The following is a 17,832-nucleotide window of genomic DNA, read 5'->3' as shown; positions in this document are numbered from 1 at the left end:
ATGCCCCAAAATCCGTTAGTTTGCATCCTGTTTGCCGCAACGTCGCTTTTTAGTTGCGCGGTCGCGGCAAGCGATCCCGCGCCGGATACGCAAGCGCTCAGTAATCCGGCTATCCCGGTGGGCGTTTACTCCATGCCCTCCACGAACGAATGGTCGCTGCTCAAATCCTTCAACGCGACGCTGATCAATCGTCTGGCCGGACTGGCGGTGCCGGATGCGCAAGGCGCGCTGCAGCGAAATCGCGCCGGCTATTTCTCGGTGCGCTTTCAAGACGGCGTGACCTGGACCATCGTTCGCGGCTTGTATCCGCGTAACGCCGCCGTACTGGAATCCGGCATCAAAGCGCTGGAATACGCCTTCGGCCATCAAAATCCCGACGGTTCGTTTCCGATCGTGGTTCCGCCGACGTTGCCGGCCAACCTGATACCTTATCCTCAAGACTACGCCGACGCGACGACCTTCTTTTTCAGCGAGCTCGGCCGCTCGCTGATTTTGCTGGACGGCAACGCGTGGTTTCAAACCAGCGCCGACACGGCCGACCTGCGTCGCCGGGTAGGCATCATCAAGGAACAGGCGGACCGCTCGATCGATTGGTTGTTAACTCAGCAGGACTTGTTGATCGACTACGATACGCCGCTCTCCAATCACCTGTATTACGACGGCGCCGGCTTCTATTTGGTGGGCCGCGCTCTGAACCGCCAGGACGCGATCGATGTCGGTATCGCGTTTACCGAACTGGGCTTGAACGCCCAATGGCCGAACGGCGTGTTGCCGGAACTGGATGGCTATGACAGCAGCTATCAGGGCGTAAGCTTGTTTCGTTTGTTTATTCTGTATCTGAATGCCGATCCGACGGACCAGGCGATCAGGCAAAGGCTGTGGGATGCGATAAGCTCGGGAATCGCTTGGGAACAGACCCGCGTCAAGCCCAGCGGCGAAATCCTGTCCGACGGCAATAGCCGGGTCTATCCCGGCGGCGACAAATTTCTCGGTGTCGAAAAAGGCATTTCCTACGTGAACATCGCACTGTCGTTCTATTACTACGCGGTGCTGACCGGCGACGCCGGCGCCAAGGCCGTCGCCGACAAAATCATTGCCTATTACACGACCGCGCACTGAAGCAGGAGCATCGGTGATGTCGGTAAGTCGAATCGCTCAATGGATCGCACGATCATGAAAGCACTGCTTCGCCTCGAAGAATGAAACAGCGGGGCTGGCAAGGCTTTAACCGCGATCGATGGCATTGCGATTCGGTGACGACCGGACTTTGCCCAACGCCTTTTTGAGTGAACTGAATCATTCGCTTCAATTCCACTCGCTGACCGACCCCAGCTACGATATTTCGTCATCACTACTGAATATCGTAGCCAGAATCCGCAATAATATCAATTTTGTTCAACAGCGAACTTAACTATTCCAAGGTAAATCAGTTATTTAAAATAATCTCGCCAAACTGGCACAGCGTTTGCCCCTCATATATCGATCGTTTCACTTAAATATTTTTTTAAAACATCAATATGAGGATCCAACCATGAAACTAAAATCCACTTTCGCTGCTTTAACATTTGCCAGTATAGCTTGCTTCAGCGGCAACGTATTTTCGGGTATCGATACGGCGGCCTATTCTCACGATGCCTATATTGGCGTTTACAATAACGAGCAGTGGATGAAGACGCTACCGGATACGTTAAAACTCAGCGAACTTTCGCTGCCGGGGACACACGATTCCATGGCTCGTTACGGTGACGACGATATACAAACCCAATCAATGAGCGTCGCCGATCAGTTAAACTCCGGAATCCGCGTGCTGGATATACGCTGCTGGCATAAAAACGATAATTTAATTATTTCTCGCGCAGGGGTTACCCAAAATGCCACCTACCAGGACGTGTTGAACGCTGTGGATGACTTTTTGGCGGCTAATCCCAGCGAGACCGTGATTATGCGAGTTACTGAAGATGTTGTCGGCGTGAATAATACCCGCAGTTTCTCCGATACCTATAATTACATCGTCGGCAAGTTCCCCGGCCTGTTTTTGGATCTGCAAGGTACTACTAATCCCACGCTAGGCGAGATGCGGGGTAAGGCGGTATTGTTACAAAATTATTCCGGTTCGCCCATTGGTATTAACTATTCCGAAATCTACAAGCAAGGTACCGTACAGGACAATTACAAATTGAAAACAAACTGGGATTTGTACGGCAAATGGGAACAAGTCAAAGCGCATTTCATGGCCGCTTCAACCGGCGATGCCAATAAAATTTATATTAACTTCCTGGATGGCGGCAACGGCTCATTCCCTTATTTTGTCGCGAGCGGCCACAGTTCGCATGAAACCAATGCAGCGCAATTATTGACCGGTTTAACCACGCTAACCAGTCCGAATACCTATCCGGATTTTCCCAGAGTCGGCTGCCTGGGTAAATTGTGCTCCATCGCTTTCCTGGGCACCAATCAACTCAGCAGCAAATTCCTGGCGGATTTGGCGCTTAATTACCAATCCATCAATCAGTTGTATAAAAACTTGAATATCAATCTCAAACTGACCAAACGGATGGGCATTGTCATGATGGACTTCCCGGGTAGAAGTTTGGTGAACAACATTATTGCAATGAACGAAGTGCTTCTGAAAAAAACCAATTAACCCATAATACCCGGATCGCCCCTCGACTCTCCGCAACGAGAGAAAACTCGAGGGGCGACTTTATTTTAAATAACTGGTTATGATGGATATTTTTAGCTTCCCCACCGTAAATTAAAGTCAGCTAGTGTTTTTACGAAAGTAGCGACTTTCCACTATCAAACCCGAGGTGTTCCATGAAAGGCAATAACGCGGCATTTCGTCTCAACCCGACAACCTATATGGGCCAAAAACTCATTTACAGTTATAACGCCGGAAAAACCATGGATGGTAAAGACAGCTTAAACGAAACCATTAATGCCAAACATTTGGCTAGTCAATTTAGCGATAGTAAACGAAAGTGCCGGATTCCATTGGAGTTCGACTTAGTACCCATCGCCAAGTATCCGGCCGTCGTCGATTTAAAAATACTTGGCGCACAAGGTGCGTACGCGCAAACGTCGCGCAAGGGCGCGCCGATCATCGCGGGTTGGATACCCTTCATCAACGAAGACACCAACGACGCCAGCAAATTCGGTTACATACCGGCCAACAGCGTGCCGGGAACCGTTCAATATATCTTCACGGTGGGCTTGGGCGGCTGCACCATCGTCGCGGTCGATCGCGGACCCAAAGGCATTTATTTTTATCACGAACCCACCAAGGCCGCGTGGAATAACTTACCCGTTTACCCCGACGGCAATCAGGTGTTGGTCCGAGCATTGCCCGCACTGGCCGGTAGCGCAATCATTCGGCGGAGCACAACGGCCGCACACGGATGGGAAATTTTGGTACAGGACGCCAACGGCTTCACGTCCGGCGGCGTCACCGCGTATCCTGTCTAGTCCGGCGGCCTGCTAGACAAGGCCGACCCTGTCCTTCCGAAGTAAACTTTTTACGATCGATTTCTCTCGAAGTGCGTTAAGGAATATTCAGGCATCTTTACGCAAACCTCCGAGCAATAAACTCAGAGAGCGGCGATTCCCAAACGCCAGTTTGGGAATCACGCCTTGATAACTCCAGCTTTCATTGATTTGACCGGAAATCTGACGCTTCCAAAATCGGGTAACCAAGCTCAAGCGTGATTACCATTCGAAATAAAGCATCGCGGCAGCCTGTCGGCGAACCGGCATTCAATTGATCTTAGCGATAGCGAAACAATATCCCGCCGTTTTAATTCCGCGTGGGCAAAAAAACCGTGCCCACCCTACCCTGCTATTCAAGACCGTAGGGAATATTTATTGCTATCAGCGAGCTAATATCCACTATTTTTCCAGCATGTTGCAGGTCAATACCCACCAAAGCACCGGCCGCATCGAAGTCTAATACAACGCCATCGACAATCTCTCTGGAATCAATAGCCGGTTGATCTTGCAAATGGATATATAGCGAATCGGTCGTTGGTTCGTAACTTAATTTCATTCGACTTTATTCTCCAACAGCGGGTTTTGTCCCCTGATGCCGCGCCGAGCACCGCAGGGTTTGAGCGGATTTGCCCGACAGGGGCGCGGCAGGGACGCCGCGCGTTTTCGGAGGGCTAGGAAAGCCCTTCCGAAAACCCCGCTCAAACCCGGAGGAGCGCAGGATCAAAGCGGCATGGGGTGTCGTTTCTTTTGGATACTTTTCTTTGGACAAGCAAAGAAAAGTATCGCGGTTGCCGGTCCGCGAACCGGCGTTAAATTGAGCCTCGCGATAGCGAGGCATTAAAATCAAAAGTATTTCAATTAAATCATGCGTCCGATTACGCGACCGATGCGCTTCACTTCGTTCAGCACATCCTACGGCCCTACTTGGTCGATGCTTCTTAGTAGTAAATCGCCTAAGTTAGTAATATTGTACCCACTAGCTTTCATCATTCCTGTTTTGTCGTCAAAATCTGGCAACTCTCCTTTTCTTGGTTTGCTAAAGCGAGGTTTAATTAACCCAAGATTTGTTAGGTGAATATTATGGCTTTTATATATTGTTTCTTTGTCTATTTCTTCTTGTGATGAGCCTAAATGTGCAAGTGGTGGGGTAAGCGCTTTTTCGTGCTTCTCCCAGAATTCAGCGCTTTCAGGAAACGATGGGTGTAATAAATGTGATTTTAGTATTATAACTTCAAGGTCATTCAGTTCTCCAAGAATTGATATAAGCCTTTTATATTCTATGTGTTGCAATGTTTTGTCGGTTAACCCATTTTTAAGTAATGATGCAATATATTCTTTTCTTTCTTCAGAAATCGCTTTTGATGCTTGTAAGAAACCATCTTCCATTAGATCAATGGCTTCAGGGGCAGTCATCAAGCCTTTTATGGTTTCAGTGTCTAGGTGTTCTAGTTTTGATTCCAATTTTTTTAGCAACAATTCTATTCTCTGAATTCGTTGGTTAGGAACTAGGACACCTACGATTTCTGCAACAATTGGCCCAATAACAGGAACCATACCAATTACGCCTTTAGTTAATGCAGTTAGAACTTCATTTTTTTCTGTATTCATTTTTTAACTTGCCATATTAGAGAGCTGTAAGGCATAAGCAATAGCGTCATGCGCCAAATGATTAATTGCCATCCGGCGGAAGGCGCTTCGCTTTTCCGCCCTACTTCATACGACTATCTTCAAGCCGCCCGATACTGCCGCACATCAATCTCTACTCCAGCATTAATAGCGGACTCAGCCTGATTCAGGATCGAACGGGTGATGTCATCGCTAAAATATTCTTCGCCGCAGTTGTTACAAATCTGCGCCGGCACGTTTTTAAACACCAGCGTTGCAGAGCCTCGTTCCAAAGTCAGGCTGGCTGTGCCGCTGGCGGTATCGCCATGTTTACAAATCGGACACTTCATGGACGTTTCCTCTTGAAGTCATTTTCCCAAAGAGAGGGGCTTGGTTGGTAAGCCGTGATTACAATAATCTCATCATCGTCGGCTGTTGCTGTTAAAACGTGAATCGGATTTCCGTTTACCCAACCCAAAACTAATTGGCTGGAATATGGCGTATCGTTGGGATAATGCGCAATCACTTCGCCGCTAGCCAACACCGACCGAATATCCTGATCAGTGATTCCGCGTTCGAACATGCGTATGATCGCGTGCTTTCGGAATATCAGTTTCATTTTAGCCGCATTTGCTTTCACCACAATTCAAACAAGTCATACACCCATCCATCAACACCATCGCCTTGGTCGAACACTTGTTACACAGCACGGCCTTTTCCGGAAACGCCTGCCCCTCGCTGGAACCGTGCAAAGCCTCGAATTCCCGGCGCTTCTCGTCCAGCAATTGTTGGTGATGGTCGCTGAGTTTTTCCGGCTTGATCATGCCGATGTGCTTCAGATGCGACTCGATGGCATGGCCAATTTCAGCGACCAAGGACGGCATGAACACCCCGCCTTTTTTGAAATAACCGCCGCGCGGATCGAACACCGCTTTCAGCTCTTCGACCAGGAAACAAGCGTCGCCGCCTTTGCGGAACACCGCGGAGATGACCCGCGTCAACGCCAGAACCCATTGAAAATGCTCCATGTTCTTGGAGTTGATGAAGATTTCGTAAGGCCGGCGCTCTTCGTGGGCGGTGTCCTGGTTGAGGATGATGTCGTTGATCGTGATGTACAAGGCGTGCTCGGATTGCGGCGTCTTGATCTTGTAGGTGGAGCCGACCAGCATTTCCGGACGCTCGACGTTTTCGTGCATCGATTCCAGCGACGGCTTTTCCGCTTCCGCTTGTTGAACCGCTTCGGCGCTGTCTTTGCTCAGGACTTTGTAGCCGACGATTTTTTTGCTGATTTTGTGTAGGGTCATGTTGCTTGCCTTTAAAATTTTGTCTGTTGAATTCGTCAGTTACCGAGCTTGACTAAACAGGTTGCCAAACAGATAATGTCGCCAAGGATTGAGGATACTCGGTCGACAAAAAGCCTCGGTGGTTACATCGGGGCTTTTTGTTTTTCAGGGGTAGCATTTCAATCCGTATCCATGTTTATCGCCCCGGTTATTGGTATAGAATTTTTCGTTCACGATTTCGAACGCCCTGTTGCTTTGTTCCGGCCTTAAATAATGCAGCCCGATAGGGCGCGCTACCAAATCCGCCAATTGCAATCCTGCGGAATTGCTTTTCTTGTCGGCGAACACCAATTGGAACGGCAGAGGCTTGTGCAAGTAGTTATCACCAGCGCAAATACGCCGAAACTCCAATTCCAATTCATCGTCTTCTACTTTGCCGCGTTGTTCCACGACGATATGGGTCAAAGACGATTGTCGCAAACAATAAAAAATCCGTTCTAATCCAAAACGCAGGCCGATATGGTAAGGGTTTTCCACCATATGATGTTTTTGCCGGTAACGTTGTTTATCGATCACGGAACTGATTGAGGTAAACGGCGATTGTTGAATGATTAACGTCAATTCGTTCAAAAAATCGAATTTAAGCTGCCGACTTTTCAAGAAAGCAAAACTGCCGCGATCCCGACGAATATCTGTTTCATGCAAGATTATCTGATCGTGGCCGAAATGCTTGAGTTTAAACGCCTGAATCAACGGCACCACACTTTGAACATAATCCTGCTTTTTGAAAATACAAAACACCAGTACGAATATCGGATAACTCGGGTCAATACTATTCAAACCGTGGTCACCGCTTTCATCGACGTATACGATGTAATCAGAAAATGATCCGTTCATCTGGAATCGTTCGACGAATCAAAACTTGCCGTAATAGCCTTCCTTCAACGCATCGAACAGATTGGCGGCGGTGTGGATTTCGCCGTCGTATTCCACTTCCTCGTTGCCTTTGAATTCCACCACATGACCGTCTTCCAATGTGAACTGGTAGGTGGTGTTTTCCAGGTCGGACTCTTTCACCAACACGCCCTGGAATACTTCCGGGTTGAAGCGGAAGGTGGTGCAACCTTTCAGGCCTTGTTCGTAGGCGTATTCGTAGATCGACTTGAAGTCTTCGTAGGGGTAGTCGGTCGGCACGTTGGCGGTCTTGGAAATCGACGAGTCGATCCAGCGTTGCGCGGCGGCCTGAATATCCACGTGCTGTTTCGGCGAGATGTCGTCGGCGGCGATGAAGTAGTCCGGCAGTTGTTGCGCGGGATTGTCGCTATAGGGCATCGCGTCCGGGTTGACCAAGTGGCGGTAGGCCAGCAGTTCGAACGAGAACACGTCGATTTTTTCCTTGGACTTCTTGCCCTCGCGGATCACGTTGCGCGAATAATGATGGGCAAAGCTGGGTTCGATGCCATTGCTGGCGTTGTTGGCCAGGGATAGCGAGATGGTGCCGGTCGGCGCGATCGAACTGTGATGGGTAAAGCGGCAGCCGGTTTCGGCCAATTGCGCGACCAGTTCCGGTTCGACTTGCGCCAATTTTTGCATGTAGCGGCTGTATTTGGCGTGCAGCACCTTACCCGGCACCTGGTCACCCAGTTTGTAGCCGTCGGCCAGCATTTCCGGGCGTTTGTGCAGCATTTCGCCGCTCACTTCAAACAACTGCTCCATGATCGGCGCCGGGCCTTTTTCCTTCGCCAGTTCCAGGCCGGTTTTCCAGCCCTCCACGGCCATGACTTTGGTGACTTCCTCGGTGAAGTCCAGCGACTCGGTGTTGCCGTATTTCAGGCCCAGCATCGTGATTGTCGACCCCAGACCGAGATAGCCCATGCCGTGGCGGCGCTTGCCGGTGATTTCGTCGCGCTGTTTTTGCAGCGGCAGGCCGTTGATCTCGACGACGTTGTCCAACATGCGGGTAAAGATGCGCACGGTCTTGCGGTAGTCGTCCCAGTTGAAGCGGGCTTGCTCGGTGAACGGCTGCTCGACGAAGCGGGTCAGATTGATCGAGCCCAACAGGCAGGAGCCGTAAGGCGGTAGCGGTTGTTCGCCACAAGGGTTGGTGGCGCGTATGTGCTCGCAGAACCAGTTGTTGTTCATCTCGTTGACCTTGTCGATCAGGATGAAGCCGGGCTCGGCGTAGTCGTAGGTCGAGGACATGATGATGTCCCACAGGCGGCGGGCCGGCATCACTTTGCTGATCCGGCAGGCCACCAGACCGGCCTCGTTGACCACGTAACCTTTCTTATTGGGCAAATCGCGCCAGATCACTTTGGCGCCATCGTTCAAATCCAACTGGTCGGCGATCTGTTCGCGCTCGGTAATCGGGAAAGACAGCGACCACGGGCCGTTGTTTTTGACCGCTTCGACGAATTCGCTGGTAATCAGCAGCGACAAGTTGAATTGGCGCAGTCGGCCGTCCTCGCGCTTGGCGCGGATGAAGTCCACCACGTCCGGATGGGCGACGTCGAAGGTCGCCATTTGCGCGCCGCGCCGGCCACCGGCCGACGATACCGTGAAACACATCTTGTCGTAGATGTCCATGAACGACAGCGGGCCGGAAGTATAGGCGCCGGCACCGGACACGTAGGCGTCGCGCGGCCGCAAGGTCGAGAATTCGTAGCCGATGCCGCAGCCGGCTTTCAGGGTCAAACCGGCCTCGTGGACCTTATGCAGAATGTCGTCCATAGAATCTTCGATGATGCCCGACACGGTGCAATTGATGGTCGAAGTCGCGGGCTTGTGCTCCAACGCGCCGGCATTCGACACAATCCGCCCGGCCGGAATCGCGCCCTGGCGCAAGGCCCACAGGAATTCCTTGTAATGCTGTTCGCGCAAGGCCTTGGTTTTCTCGACATCGGCCAACGCGCGGGCAACCCGTTTGTATGTGTCGTCGATACTGGCGTCGATGGCCTTGCCGTCCTTGGTCTTCAAACGATATTTGCTGTCCCAGATGTCCAGGGAAGCGCTTTGCAGCGGAATATCGGTATCGGTGGACGGTACAACGGAAAGTTTTGCGGTCATGCGCGGATTCCCTTTTGGTCTGATGGTTACTGGACGAACCCGCTCGTCGGAGCGAGTTTCACAAGCCGACAAACGCGCCGCCGCGAACCGATAGTGTCCGAACCGGCGAACTCGGCGACGTTTGTGCTTGTAAGATATTGATGTTTATTACGAATTAAAGCGAAGACACTGCGCGGGCTTGCGCCACTGCATGTAGTGCCATTGGAAAAATGTTAGCACAATATATTGTGATGCCGGCAGAACTTTTTACGCTACGCCCGAGGAAAAACGCGCAGCCTTTTCAGTTCAAGGAGTTAGCGCGCGCAGTTGAAACCGAATCGATTTCCCGGTTAGCCGGCAGGGTTAAGAAAGGTTTAATGGTAGCGACTAAAATGGGCCCGCCGGCTTGAAGCAAGCCGGCGCCCGGCCGATAGGCCGAGCTCACTCAACTCACGAGGAAAACCACCGATGAACAACATCGCCAAGATTGTTAGCACGACCGCCCTGTTCGCGGCGATCGGGTTCTGCCAACCGGGCGTGGCCGGCACGCCGGGCATCGATCAGCGCCAAATCGATCAAGAACGTCGTATCGAACAAGGCGAAGCCTCCGGCGCGCTGACCACCCGCGAAGCCAATCGTCTGGAACATCAACAAACCCGTATCGAACGCCAGGAAGCCAATGCCAAGGCCGACGGCGTGGTGACGAATACGGAACGCGCCCGCTTGACGCATCAACAGAATAAGGCCGATCGGGCGATCGCTCGCAAGAAGCACAATCTAAGGCGGCAATAAGCCGCTATGCGACTTCGGCCTTCATCAAATCCAGCAATTCGTTGGCCGTGACCTTGCCGCTCAAGTCGGCGCCATCCAACAGACTATCGGCCAGGTCGCGCTTATGGCCATGCAGCGCGACGATTTTTTCCTCGATGGTTTGCTTGGCGATCATCCGGTAAATCGTCACCGGCCGCTGCTGGCCCATCCGGTGGGCGCGGTCGGACGCCTGATCCTCGACCGCCGGATTCCACCACGGGTCCATGTGGATCACGTAGTCGGCGGCGGTCAGGTTCAAACCGACGCCGCCGGCTTTCAAACTGATCAAAAACAGTTCTCCTTCGCCGCGTTGAAAGGCATCGACCCGCGTCTGGCGCTCCTTGGCCGGCGTGGAGCCGTCCAGATACTGGTAACGAATGCCGCGCCGCTCAACGTATTGCTTGATTAATTGCAAATGATCGACGAACTGGCTGAACACCAGCGCCTTGTGTTTGTTATCCAGCAATTCGTCGACGATCTCGCCGAAGGCGGCCAATTTGCTGCTGGGCAGTGCCAGATCCGGGTTGACCAACTGAGTGTTGCAGCAACTGCGCCGTAATTTGGTGATCGCGGCCAGGATCTGCAGATGGCGTTGGCCGGCCGGTCCTTCCGCCGCGCTGAGCACGCGCAGACTGTCGCGGCGCAAAGCCTCGTAATAAGCGGTTTCTTCCGGACTGAGTTCAACGTAAATCGGGATTTCGGTGCGCGGCGGCAACTCCTGCAACACCTGAGTCTTGGTCCGGCGCAGGATGAAGGGCTGGATCAATTTCTTCAAGCGAAACCGCGCTTCGGCGCTACGTTCGCGTTCGATAGGTCCGGCGAAGCGCTGATTAAATTGTTCCAGCGAGCCGAGCAGGCCCGGATTGATGAAGCGAAACAGATTCCACAGCTCGCCCAAATGATTTTCCAACGGCGTGCCGGTCATGATCAACTTGAAGCCGGCCTGTAAATTCATCGCGCCTTGGGAGCGGCGAGTGGCTACGTTTTTAATGGCCTGCGCCTCATCGAGAATCACGGTGCCGAACTCGATTTTCGCCAGCATCTCGGCCACCTGCTCCTGCTGCAACAAGCCGTAGCTGCAAATCAGCAGATCGAAGGCTTGCAAATTTTCCAGCAAGCGCTGGCGGTCGCCGGTACCGAGCACGATAGGGTTCAGAGTCGGCGCGAAGCGGATCGCTTCGTTCTCCCAATTGGCGCACACCGAGGTCGGCGCGACGATCAAGGCCGGTCCCAGCGGCGCGCGCTCGACCAGCAAGGCCAGACCCTGCACGGTCTTGCCCAAGCCCATGTCGTCGGCCAGACAGGCGCCCACGCCCCATTGCGCCAGCCGCGCCAGCCAACGATAACCGTCCATCTGATAGTCGCGCAATTCGGCCTGAAAGGTGGACGGCACTCGCGGCTGGTAATCGCGGGACGCCTGCAAGCGCTGCATATGCGCCTGCCAATGCTGATCGGCCTTGAAGCCGACCTCGTCTTCCCAGTCTTCCAAGGTCAGCGCCGCCAACGGATTGATGCGGACCTTCTTGCCGCTAAGATCGGCGTAGGCTTTCAAATCTTCCAGACGGCGGCGGAATTCGTCGGTCAACGCGATGAACTGGCCGTCCTTTAGTTGCAGAAAACGGCCTTCGCGGTTGTCGAGCAAACCCAACAGTTGCTGCATGTCCAGCACGGTGTCGTCGCCGACTTTCAGCTCGCCCTGTAGGCTGAACCAATCGTTGTCGCGCTTGATTTGCAGGCTGAGGCCCTTGCCGCTGGAATGACCCAACACCTTGAACCGCACGCCTTCCGGCCATTCCAGAATCGCCTGACCCTCCGGCAAGGCCTGGATTTGCAGCAGCAACTCCAGACAGGTTTCCGGATGATCGAGCAGCCAGTCGCCGGCGCTGTCGCGCTCGCCGTCGCCGAGAATCGGACAGGCATCCAGCACCGCCTCGGCCCGGCGTTTTTCCAAGCGCAGATTACGCGCGGCCTGCAAGGCCTTGCCGTCGATCTCGGCCAGCACGCTTTCGCCGCCCTGGCCGGGCTGAAAATAGGCGCCGCCATTGGCGAAGGGCCGCACCAGCAAGGCTACCCGCAATCCTTCGCCATGCGGCAACAAATGTAGGCGCGGGGTCGGATCGGCTTCGACCTGCTCGGCGCTGCTGGAACTGCCGCCGATGTCGGAATGCACGGTCAGCAACCCGGAAATGCCGGTCAGGGTTTGCAACACCCGCTCCTGGGCGGACATCGGCACTTCCAAGCCCTTGGGGCCCAACACGCCGTAAATTTTGTGGTGCTCGGCGGTAAATTCCACCACCTTCAAGCGGGTCGGCGCTTCCTTGGCGATATAAAACTTTTGCTCGAAACCGGGCGCCGGCTCCAGACTGATCTTGATTCGGTCGTCCTTGCCCAATTTCTTGACCCGCAATTCCGCCTCGCCCTTAACGATTTCGACCCGGACTTCCGACGCGTCGGCCCAAAACACCAAGGGATGGCCGATCAAGGCTTGCGGCGTGCCGGCGTCGAACGCGAAAAAAGTGTTGCTGCCGTACCAGCCGCTATCGCGGTATTCCTTGATGTGGGCGCAGATTTTCAGGTCCTGGTCGGTCAGGTAATCGAAACCGGCGGTTTCCTGGGCCAGGCGCTTCAACGCCACCGCCCGGCCCTTGCTCCAGCCGCCCTTGCCCTGCTGTTTTTGCTCGCGCGGCTCGATTTCGATACGGTGATTTTTCTCGTCGTGACTGATCAGCCAAACCAGCCGCAATGCCTTGTCGCTGGCGGCCGCGTCCGGCTTTTTATCGGCCAGCGGCAAATTCAGCAGCGCATCCAAGGCCACTTCCCAATCGGCGCGACTGACGAACAACGTGCTCAGCGCGGTCCGACCTTCCAAGAAACCGGCATCCCATTGCTTGGCGCGCGGCAAGTCGATACCGGCGAAGATCTTGGCCAGCTCCGCCGCCGGCCAGCGATAACCGTTGGCCAGCAAATGACTGTAGAGCTTCTGCTCCAACGGATCGACCTTATCGACAAAGTCGGTTTTGACCCAGGACTTGATGACCAACAACAACACGTATTGAAACAACGACGTGGCGTGCACGCCGTCCGGCGTGCCGCTGTCGCGAAAACCGCCGCTGAGCCGGAATGGCAGCTCCAGGCGCAACAGTTGATCGCGAACCGACAGGTCGCCTTGCAAAAACTGGTTGAAGACCGCCAGATAGTGATAGATGCCTGTCCAAGGACCGCCCAGCTTGCCGGCTTGATTCAGCAAGGTCGCCAATTTGGCGCGCTGCTTGGTGTCGCCGTATTTGAGAATGGCCAGCGGATAAAACACCCCCGCCAACCCGTAAAAGTAAATGTTGCGTTGGCCGCTGAGCTTGCGAAACGCCGCCAACGCCTTATCGTAACCGGTCAGCGCGGCGGAAGCTTCGCCACGCAAAAAAGCCAGCATCGCCGCGACCGCCTGCAACTCGGGATCTTCGGTACCCCGCACCGCGCCGGCCACGCCGTCCCAGTCGCCCTCCAACAACTTCAACTCCAGTACCACCCGCGGCAACAAGGCATCCTCGCGGCCCTTGTCGGTATCCAGCAAATGCCGGTAAAGCTGTTGCAAGTCGGAGTTGGCGTACAGATAAACCAACTGGTGCATCGCCGCGAATCCGGCCATTTCCAGTAATAGCGGGCCGTGTTGGCGGGCGAATCCGGCCAAGTCCAGCGGATTCAGAAACCAGGACAGGTATAAATCGATCGGGTCCGGAATTTTGCCGGGATAGTGATCGCCGATCTTCAAACATTGCGCGACTTGCGCGTAATCGCCGCGATGAAAAAACAGTCTGGCCTCGCGGATGCAATCGTCGACGCTGTTATAGCGGTAATAACCGTGACCGGGCGGATTATGGGTGGTAACGACGGCCGCGTAGCGTTCGAATTCGTTGTCGTCGACCATTTGCCGAACGATCACTTCCGCCAGGGCCCGCGAACAACGGGTACCGCCGGGCCGGGGTTTTCCTCGAGCAATCCGGCGGCGATCAGCGGCTTGATCCTGGCCTTGACCGACTCGGACTTCAACACCTTGCCGCCTTCCTTGATGCCCAGACTCGCCAGACATTTAGCCAACGTGGTTAACGAGCAGTATCCGTAATACATCGCCAGCAATTTCACGATCGTCTGGTGTTCGGCCGGCAGACGGCGGTAATGGTCGAGACACTGGCCTCGTTGCGATGCGGATGTCATAACTCGGATCTAGGCAAAAGGAACATTGGAAATAAAAAAGCCCGCATCCCGCGGGCTTGGTGGCGGCTGGCCCGGCCGGATTTACAGCTTGGCCAGTACTTTGGCGATCGTCTCGCCCATTGCCGCCGGTGTCGGCGCGATGGTCACGCCCAGTTCTTTCAGCCTTTCGACTTTCTCCGCCGCCGATTCGCCGGTCGAGGAAATAATCGCGCCGGCATGGCCCATGCGGCGGCCCTTCGGCGCGGTCAGACCCGCGATGTAGGCCACCACCGGTTTACTCATGTTTTCCTTGGCGAATACGCCGGCTTCAACTTCTTGCGGACCGCCGATCTCGCCGATCATCATCACTACCTTGGTTTCCGGGTCTTGCTCGAAGCGTTCCAGAATGTCGCGGTGCGAGCTGCCGTTGATCGGGTCGCCGCCGATACCAACCGAAGTCGATACGCCGATGCCCAGCGCTTTCATCTGATCGGCGGCCTCATAGCCCAGCGTACCGGAACGGCCGACGATGCCGACGCTGCCGGGAATGTAAATATGGCCAGGCATGATGCCCAGCATCGCCTTGCCTGGGCTGATGGTGCCGGCGCAGTTAGGCCCGGTCAACACCATGCGTTTTTCCTTGGGGAATTTGCTCAGAAAGTTTTTGACCTTCATCATGTCCTGAGTCGGAATGCCGTCGGTAATCGACACGCAGTATTTAATACCGGCGTCGGCGGCTTCCATGATCGAATCGGCGGCGTAAGCCGGCGGCACGAACACGATGCTGGCTTCGGCGCCAGCCTGCTCGACCGCTTCCTTGACGGTATTGAACACCGGCCGGCCCAAATGGGTTTGACCGCCCTTGCCCGGCGTGATGCCGCCGACCACGTTGGAACCGTAGTCGATCATTTCCTGGGCGTGAAAGCTGCCGATCTTGCCGGTAAAGCCTTGAACGATGATGCGGGTGGATTTATCGATGAAAATTGACATAGTGTTTCCTTATCCTTGCTCGGCCACGACTTGGTTGCGCGCGGCGACGGCTTTTTCGGCGGCTTCCGCCAAGGTATCGGCGGTAATGATCGGCAATCCGCTATCCTCGATGATCTTGCGGCCCTGCTCGACGTTGGTGCCGGACAAGCGCACCACCAGCGGCACTTTCATATCGATGTTCTTGACCGCTTGGACGACGCCCTCGGCGATCCAGTCGCAACGGTTGATGCCGGCGAAGATATTGACCAGCATGGCTTTGACGTTTTTGTCCTGCAACACCATCCGGAAGGCTTTTTCGGTACGCTCGGCCGAGGCGCCGCCGCCGACGTCCAAAAAGTTGGCCGGCTCGCCGCCCGCCAGTTTGATCATGTCCATCGTCGCCATCGCCAGACCGGCGCCGTTGATCATGCAACCGATGTCGCCGTCCAGGCCGACGTAGCTCAAGCCGCGGTCGGCCGCCGCCATTTCGCGCGGATCTTCCTGGGTCTTGTCGCGCAACTCGGAAATTTTTTGACGGCGGAACAAGGCGTTATCGTCGAAACCCATTTTGGCGTCCAATGCGATCAATTCGTCGTGACCGGTTATCACCAGCGGATTGATCTCGATCATATTGGCGTCAAGGTCGCGCATCGCCCGGTAACAACCTTGAATCAATTTAACCGCTTGCGGCACTTGGTCGGCGGTCATGCCCAACGCGAACGCCATCTCGCGCGCTTGAAAATCTTGCAAGCCGACAGCCGGCTCGATGTGGATTTTCTTGATCGCGTCCGGGTTGGTCTCGGCCAGTTCTTCGATTTCCATGCCGCCTTGCGCCGAACCGACCATGACGATGCGCTCGTGGGCGCGGTCGATCAGCAGGCTGAAATACAGTTCCTTAACGATGTCGGCGCCGGCTTCGACATACAGGCGCAAACATTGTTTACCGGCCGGACCGGTTTGATGGGTTACCAAACGTTTGCCGAGCAAGGCTTCGGCGGCGGCGCTGACGTCGTCGTGGGTTTTGCACACCTTGATACCGCCGGCCTTGCCGCGCGCGCCGGAATGAATTTGGGCCTTGACGACCCAGACGTGGCCGCCGATTTCGCGCGAGCGTTGCACCGCGTCTTCCGGACTGTAAGCCAGACCGCCCTCGGCGATTTTCACGCCGTATTCCGCGAGCAACTGTTTTGCTTGGTACTCATGAATGTCCATGGGTTCTCTCGTGATATTAGAAAATGTAGGTTGGGTTAGCGAAGCCTAACCCAACATTTAAAGCCTTCGTGTTGGGTTACGCCCTTCGCCTTCGCTCAGGACCGACCCAACCTACAAGAATTGAATTATTTGGTTTTCGCGGCGATCGCTTCGGCGGCGCGCACAATGTTGTTGGCCATCCGTTCGGACGCGGCGTCGATCAAACGACCGTCCAGCGCGGCGGCGCCCTTGCCTTGGGCGGCAGCTTCCTTCAAGGCTTGCAGGATACGCTTGGCTTTTTCAACTTCGGCCGGCGGCGGGGTGAACACTTCGTTGGCCAACGCGATTTGCGACGGATGGATCGCCCATTTGCCTTCGCAACCCAGCGCTGCGGCACGGCGGGCGCCGGCTTTGTAGCCTTCCGGGTCCTTGATGTCGCCGAACGGACCGTCGATCGGCCGCAGGCCGTAAGCCCGGCAAGCCACCGTCATCCGGCTGATCGCGAAATGCCATTGGTCGCCCGGATAATCCGGATTCAAACCGCCGATGTTGACGGTACGGGCGCGATTGCTGGCCGCGTAATCGGCGACACCGAAATGCAGGGCTTCCAAACGGCCGCCGATGGCGCCCTGCTTGGCGATGTCTTCGACGTTGGCCATGCCCAACGCGGTTTCGATCAAGGCTTCGATACCGATTTTATTGGTCAGGCCTTGCTGCATTTCCAACTGGCTCAGCATCGCATCGACCATGTAAACGTCGCTGTAAACGCCGACCTTGGGCACCAACAGGGTTTTGATTTTAGCGCCGGCCTGCTCGACCAGATCGACCACGTCGCGCACCATATATTGAGTATCCAGACCGTTGATCCGCACCGACAAGGTGATGCCGTGGCCTTCCCAGTCCAAGTCGTTGATGGCTTGGATCACGTTTTTACGGGCTTGCAGCTTGTCGTCCGGCGCGACCGCGTCCTCCAAATCCAGGAAAATGAAGTCCACACCGCTTTTCAGGGCTTTTTCGAACATGTCCGGATTGGAACCCGGCACCGCCAGTTCGCAGCGTTGCACGCGTTGCGCGTTGGCTTGGTAAAGAGTGTGGCTCATGAATCAATTCCTAAGGTTAGTGAGAGAACGGCTGTTTTTGCTGTTCCGGCAATGATTTAAATAGCCAGCCATTTTACTTTCGGGACGTGCAAAGTCAACGCTTGCGGACGGATGCGCGCACTATCATGGAGCAAACGCCGACGCCCTAGCCAGCG

16 protein-coding genes are annotated in these 17,832 nt (G+C 54.7%); 4 read left to right on the top strand and 12 right to left on the bottom strand.

Annotation, left to right across the window (positions count from 1 at the left end):
- The 3 genes from ACP4CD_RS00650 (at position 1) to ACP4CD_RS00640 (ending at position 3,465) form a co-directional block, all read left to right on the top strand.
- Positions 1-1,119 carry a hypothetical protein gene (locus ACP4CD_RS00650; RefSeq protein WP_426992941.1) on the top strand — a complete coding sequence of 373 codons (1,119 nt, stop codon included), beginning with the start codon at positions 1-3 and terminating at the stop codon, positions 1,117-1,119.
- A 412-nt stretch (positions 1,120-1,531) separates the two neighbouring features.
- Complete coding sequence (locus tag ACP4CD_RS00645) at positions 1,532-2,644, top strand: phosphatidylinositol-specific phospholipase C (protein WP_426992939.1); 1,113 nt, start codon at positions 1,532-1,534, stop codon at positions 2,642-2,644.
- Between the two features lie 173 nt (positions 2,645-2,817).
- Positions 2,818-3,465: a hypothetical protein gene (locus ACP4CD_RS00640; protein ID WP_426992938.1), complete on the top strand. Its 648-nt coding sequence runs from the start codon at positions 2,818-2,820 to the stop codon at positions 3,463-3,465.
- A 370-nt stretch (positions 3,466-3,835) separates the two neighbouring features.
- Here ACP4CD_RS00640 and ACP4CD_RS00635 read toward each other — a convergent pair whose 3' ends face one another.
- The 7 genes from ACP4CD_RS00635 to ACP4CD_RS00605 all read right to left on the bottom strand — a co-directional run bounded on the left by ACP4CD_RS00635 (position 3,836) and on the right by ACP4CD_RS00605 (position 9,440).
- Positions 3,836-4,042 (bottom strand): DUF2283 domain-containing protein, encoded by a 207-nt coding sequence (locus ACP4CD_RS00635; protein WP_071160886.1) that lies wholly within the window; start codon positions 4,040-4,042, stop codon positions 3,836-3,838.
- A gap of 356 nt (positions 4,043-4,398) precedes the next feature.
- Entirely contained in the window at positions 4,399-5,094 is a 696-nt protein-coding gene (locus ACP4CD_RS00630; RefSeq protein WP_426992937.1) for a hypothetical protein, read from the bottom strand.
- 119 nt (positions 5,095-5,213) lie between these two features.
- On the bottom strand, positions 5,214-5,441 hold the full coding sequence (locus ACP4CD_RS00625) for a type II toxin-antitoxin system MqsA family antitoxin (RefSeq protein ID WP_192375181.1): 228 nt from the start codon (positions 5,439-5,441) through the stop codon (positions 5,214-5,216).
- The gene (locus tag ACP4CD_RS00620; protein ID WP_426992936.1) at positions 5,438-5,710 is read right to left on the bottom strand and encodes a DUF4258 domain-containing protein; all 273 of its coding nucleotides are present in this window, start codon (positions 5,708-5,710) and stop codon (positions 5,438-5,440) included. Before ACP4CD_RS00620 ends, ACP4CD_RS00625 begins: the two co-directional genes overlap by 4 nt.
- Before the next feature lies 1 nt (position 5,711).
- The gene (locus tag ACP4CD_RS00615) at positions 5,712-6,395 is read right to left on the bottom strand and encodes a hypothetical protein (RefSeq protein WP_064024982.1); all 684 of its coding nucleotides are present in this window, start codon (positions 6,393-6,395) and stop codon (positions 5,712-5,714) included.
- A 144-nt stretch (positions 6,396-6,539) separates the two neighbouring features.
- Complete coding sequence (locus ACP4CD_RS00610; protein ID WP_426992935.1) at positions 6,540-7,271, bottom strand: DUF3800 domain-containing protein; 732 nt, start codon at positions 7,269-7,271, stop codon at positions 6,540-6,542.
- An 18-nt stretch (positions 7,272-7,289) separates the two neighbouring features.
- A complete protein-coding gene (locus tag ACP4CD_RS00605) occupies positions 7,290-9,440 on the bottom strand; it encodes an adenosylcobalamin-dependent ribonucleoside-diphosphate reductase (RefSeq protein WP_426992933.1) in 2,151 nt (716 codons plus the stop codon).
- A 447-nt stretch (positions 9,441-9,887) separates the two neighbouring features.
- On the opposite strand from ACP4CD_RS00605, the gene ACP4CD_RS00600 reads away from it, so the two are divergent.
- Positions 9,888-10,211: a hypothetical protein gene (locus ACP4CD_RS00600; RefSeq protein ID WP_426992931.1), complete on the top strand. Its 324-nt coding sequence runs from the start codon at positions 9,888-9,890 to the stop codon at positions 10,209-10,211.
- 4 nt (positions 10,212-10,215) lie between these two features.
- Here the strand turns inward: ACP4CD_RS00600 and ACP4CD_RS00595 are convergent, their stop codons facing one another.
- The 5 genes from ACP4CD_RS00595 to ACP4CD_RS00575 all read right to left on the bottom strand — a co-directional run bounded on the left by ACP4CD_RS00595 (position 10,216) and on the right by ACP4CD_RS00575 (position 17,677).
- Positions 10,216-14,151 (bottom strand): DEAD/DEAH box helicase, encoded by a 3,936-nt coding sequence (locus ACP4CD_RS00595; protein WP_426992929.1) that lies wholly within the window; start codon positions 14,149-14,151, stop codon positions 10,216-10,218.
- An 11-nt stretch (positions 14,152-14,162) separates the two neighbouring features.
- The gene (locus tag ACP4CD_RS00590; protein WP_426992927.1) at positions 14,163-14,438 is read right to left on the bottom strand and encodes a hypothetical protein; all 276 of its coding nucleotides are present in this window, start codon (positions 14,436-14,438) and stop codon (positions 14,163-14,165) included.
- 81 nt (positions 14,439-14,519) lie between these two features.
- Positions 14,520-15,407, bottom strand: coding sequence for a succinate--CoA ligase subunit alpha (gene sucD / locus ACP4CD_RS00585; protein WP_064024975.1), 888 nt, complete (start codon positions 15,405-15,407; stop codon positions 14,520-14,522).
- Between the two features lie 9 nt (positions 15,408-15,416).
- Complete coding sequence (locus tag ACP4CD_RS00580; protein WP_071160893.1) at positions 15,417-16,598, bottom strand: malate--CoA ligase subunit beta; 1,182 nt, start codon at positions 16,596-16,598, stop codon at positions 15,417-15,419.
- Between the two features lie 125 nt (positions 16,599-16,723).
- The gene (locus ACP4CD_RS00575) at positions 16,724-17,677 is read right to left on the bottom strand and encodes an HpcH/HpaI aldolase/citrate lyase family protein (RefSeq protein ID WP_064024973.1); all 954 of its coding nucleotides are present in this window, start codon (positions 17,675-17,677) and stop codon (positions 16,724-16,726) included.
- Positions 17,678-17,832 lie beyond the last annotated feature (155 nt).

Origin of the sequence: Methylomonas stagni (assembly GCF_050154735.1) — a bacterium.
Classification (GTDB): domain Bacteria; phylum Pseudomonadota; class Gammaproteobacteria; order Methylococcales; family Methylomonadaceae; genus Methylomonas; species Methylomonas koyamae_A.
The sequence above is the reverse complement of the archived record's forward strand: the minus strand, read 5'-3'. Positions and strand labels throughout refer to the sequence as shown.

Bases quoted from the DNA above. Each gene is read 5' to 3' on its own strand.
- ACP4CD_RS00595 (WP_426992929.1), bottom strand. From the start codon at position 14,151: ATGGTCGACGACAACGAATTCGAACGCTACGCGGCCGTCGTTACCACC.
- ACP4CD_RS00625 (WP_192375181.1), bottom strand. From the start codon at position 5,441: ATGAAGTGTCCGATTTGTAAACATGGCGATACCGCCAGCGGCACAGCC.
- ACP4CD_RS00640 (WP_426992938.1), top strand. From the start codon at position 2,818: ATGAAAGGCAATAACGCGGCATTTCGTCTCAACCCGACAACCTATATG.
- ACP4CD_RS00615 (WP_064024982.1), bottom strand. From the start codon at position 6,395: ATGACCCTACACAAAATCAGCAAAAAAATCGTCGGCTACAAAGTCCTG.
- ACP4CD_RS00580 (WP_071160893.1), bottom strand. From the start codon at position 16,598: ATGGACATTCATGAGTACCAAGCAAAACAGTTGCTCGCGGAATACGGC.
- ACP4CD_RS00650 (WP_426992941.1), top strand. From the start codon at position 1: ATGCCCCAAAATCCGTTAGTTTGCATCCTGTTTGCCGCAACGTCGCTT.
- ACP4CD_RS00610 (WP_426992935.1), bottom strand. From the start codon at position 7,271: ATGAACGGATCATTTTCTGATTACATCGTATACGTCGATGAAAGCGGT.
- ACP4CD_RS00600 (WP_426992931.1), top strand. From the start codon at position 9,888: ATGAACAACATCGCCAAGATTGTTAGCACGACCGCCCTGTTCGCGGCG.
- ACP4CD_RS00635 (WP_071160886.1), bottom strand. From the start codon at position 4,042: ATGAAATTAAGTTACGAACCAACGACCGATTCGCTATATATCCATTTG.
- ACP4CD_RS00590 (WP_426992927.1), bottom strand. From the start codon at position 14,438: ATGACATCCGCATCGCAACGAGGCCAGTGTCTCGACCATTACCGCCGT.
- ACP4CD_RS00620 (WP_426992936.1), bottom strand. From the start codon at position 5,710: ATGAAACTGATATTCCGAAAGCACGCGATCATACGCATGTTCGAACGC.
- sucD (WP_064024975.1), bottom strand. From the start codon at position 15,407: ATGTCAATTTTCATCGATAAATCCACCCGCATCATCGTTCAAGGCTTT.
- ACP4CD_RS00645 (WP_426992939.1), top strand. From the start codon at position 1,532: ATGAAACTAAAATCCACTTTCGCTGCTTTAACATTTGCCAGTATAGCT.
- ACP4CD_RS00575 (WP_064024973.1), bottom strand. From the start codon at position 17,677: ATGAGCCACACTCTTTACCAAGCCAACGCGCAACGCGTGCAACGCTGC.
- ACP4CD_RS00630 (WP_426992937.1), bottom strand. From the start codon at position 5,094: ATGAATACAGAAAAAAATGAAGTTCTAACTGCATTAACTAAAGGCGTA.
- ACP4CD_RS00605 (WP_426992933.1), bottom strand. From the start codon at position 9,440: ATGACCGCAAAACTTTCCGTTGTACCGTCCACCGATACCGATATTCCG.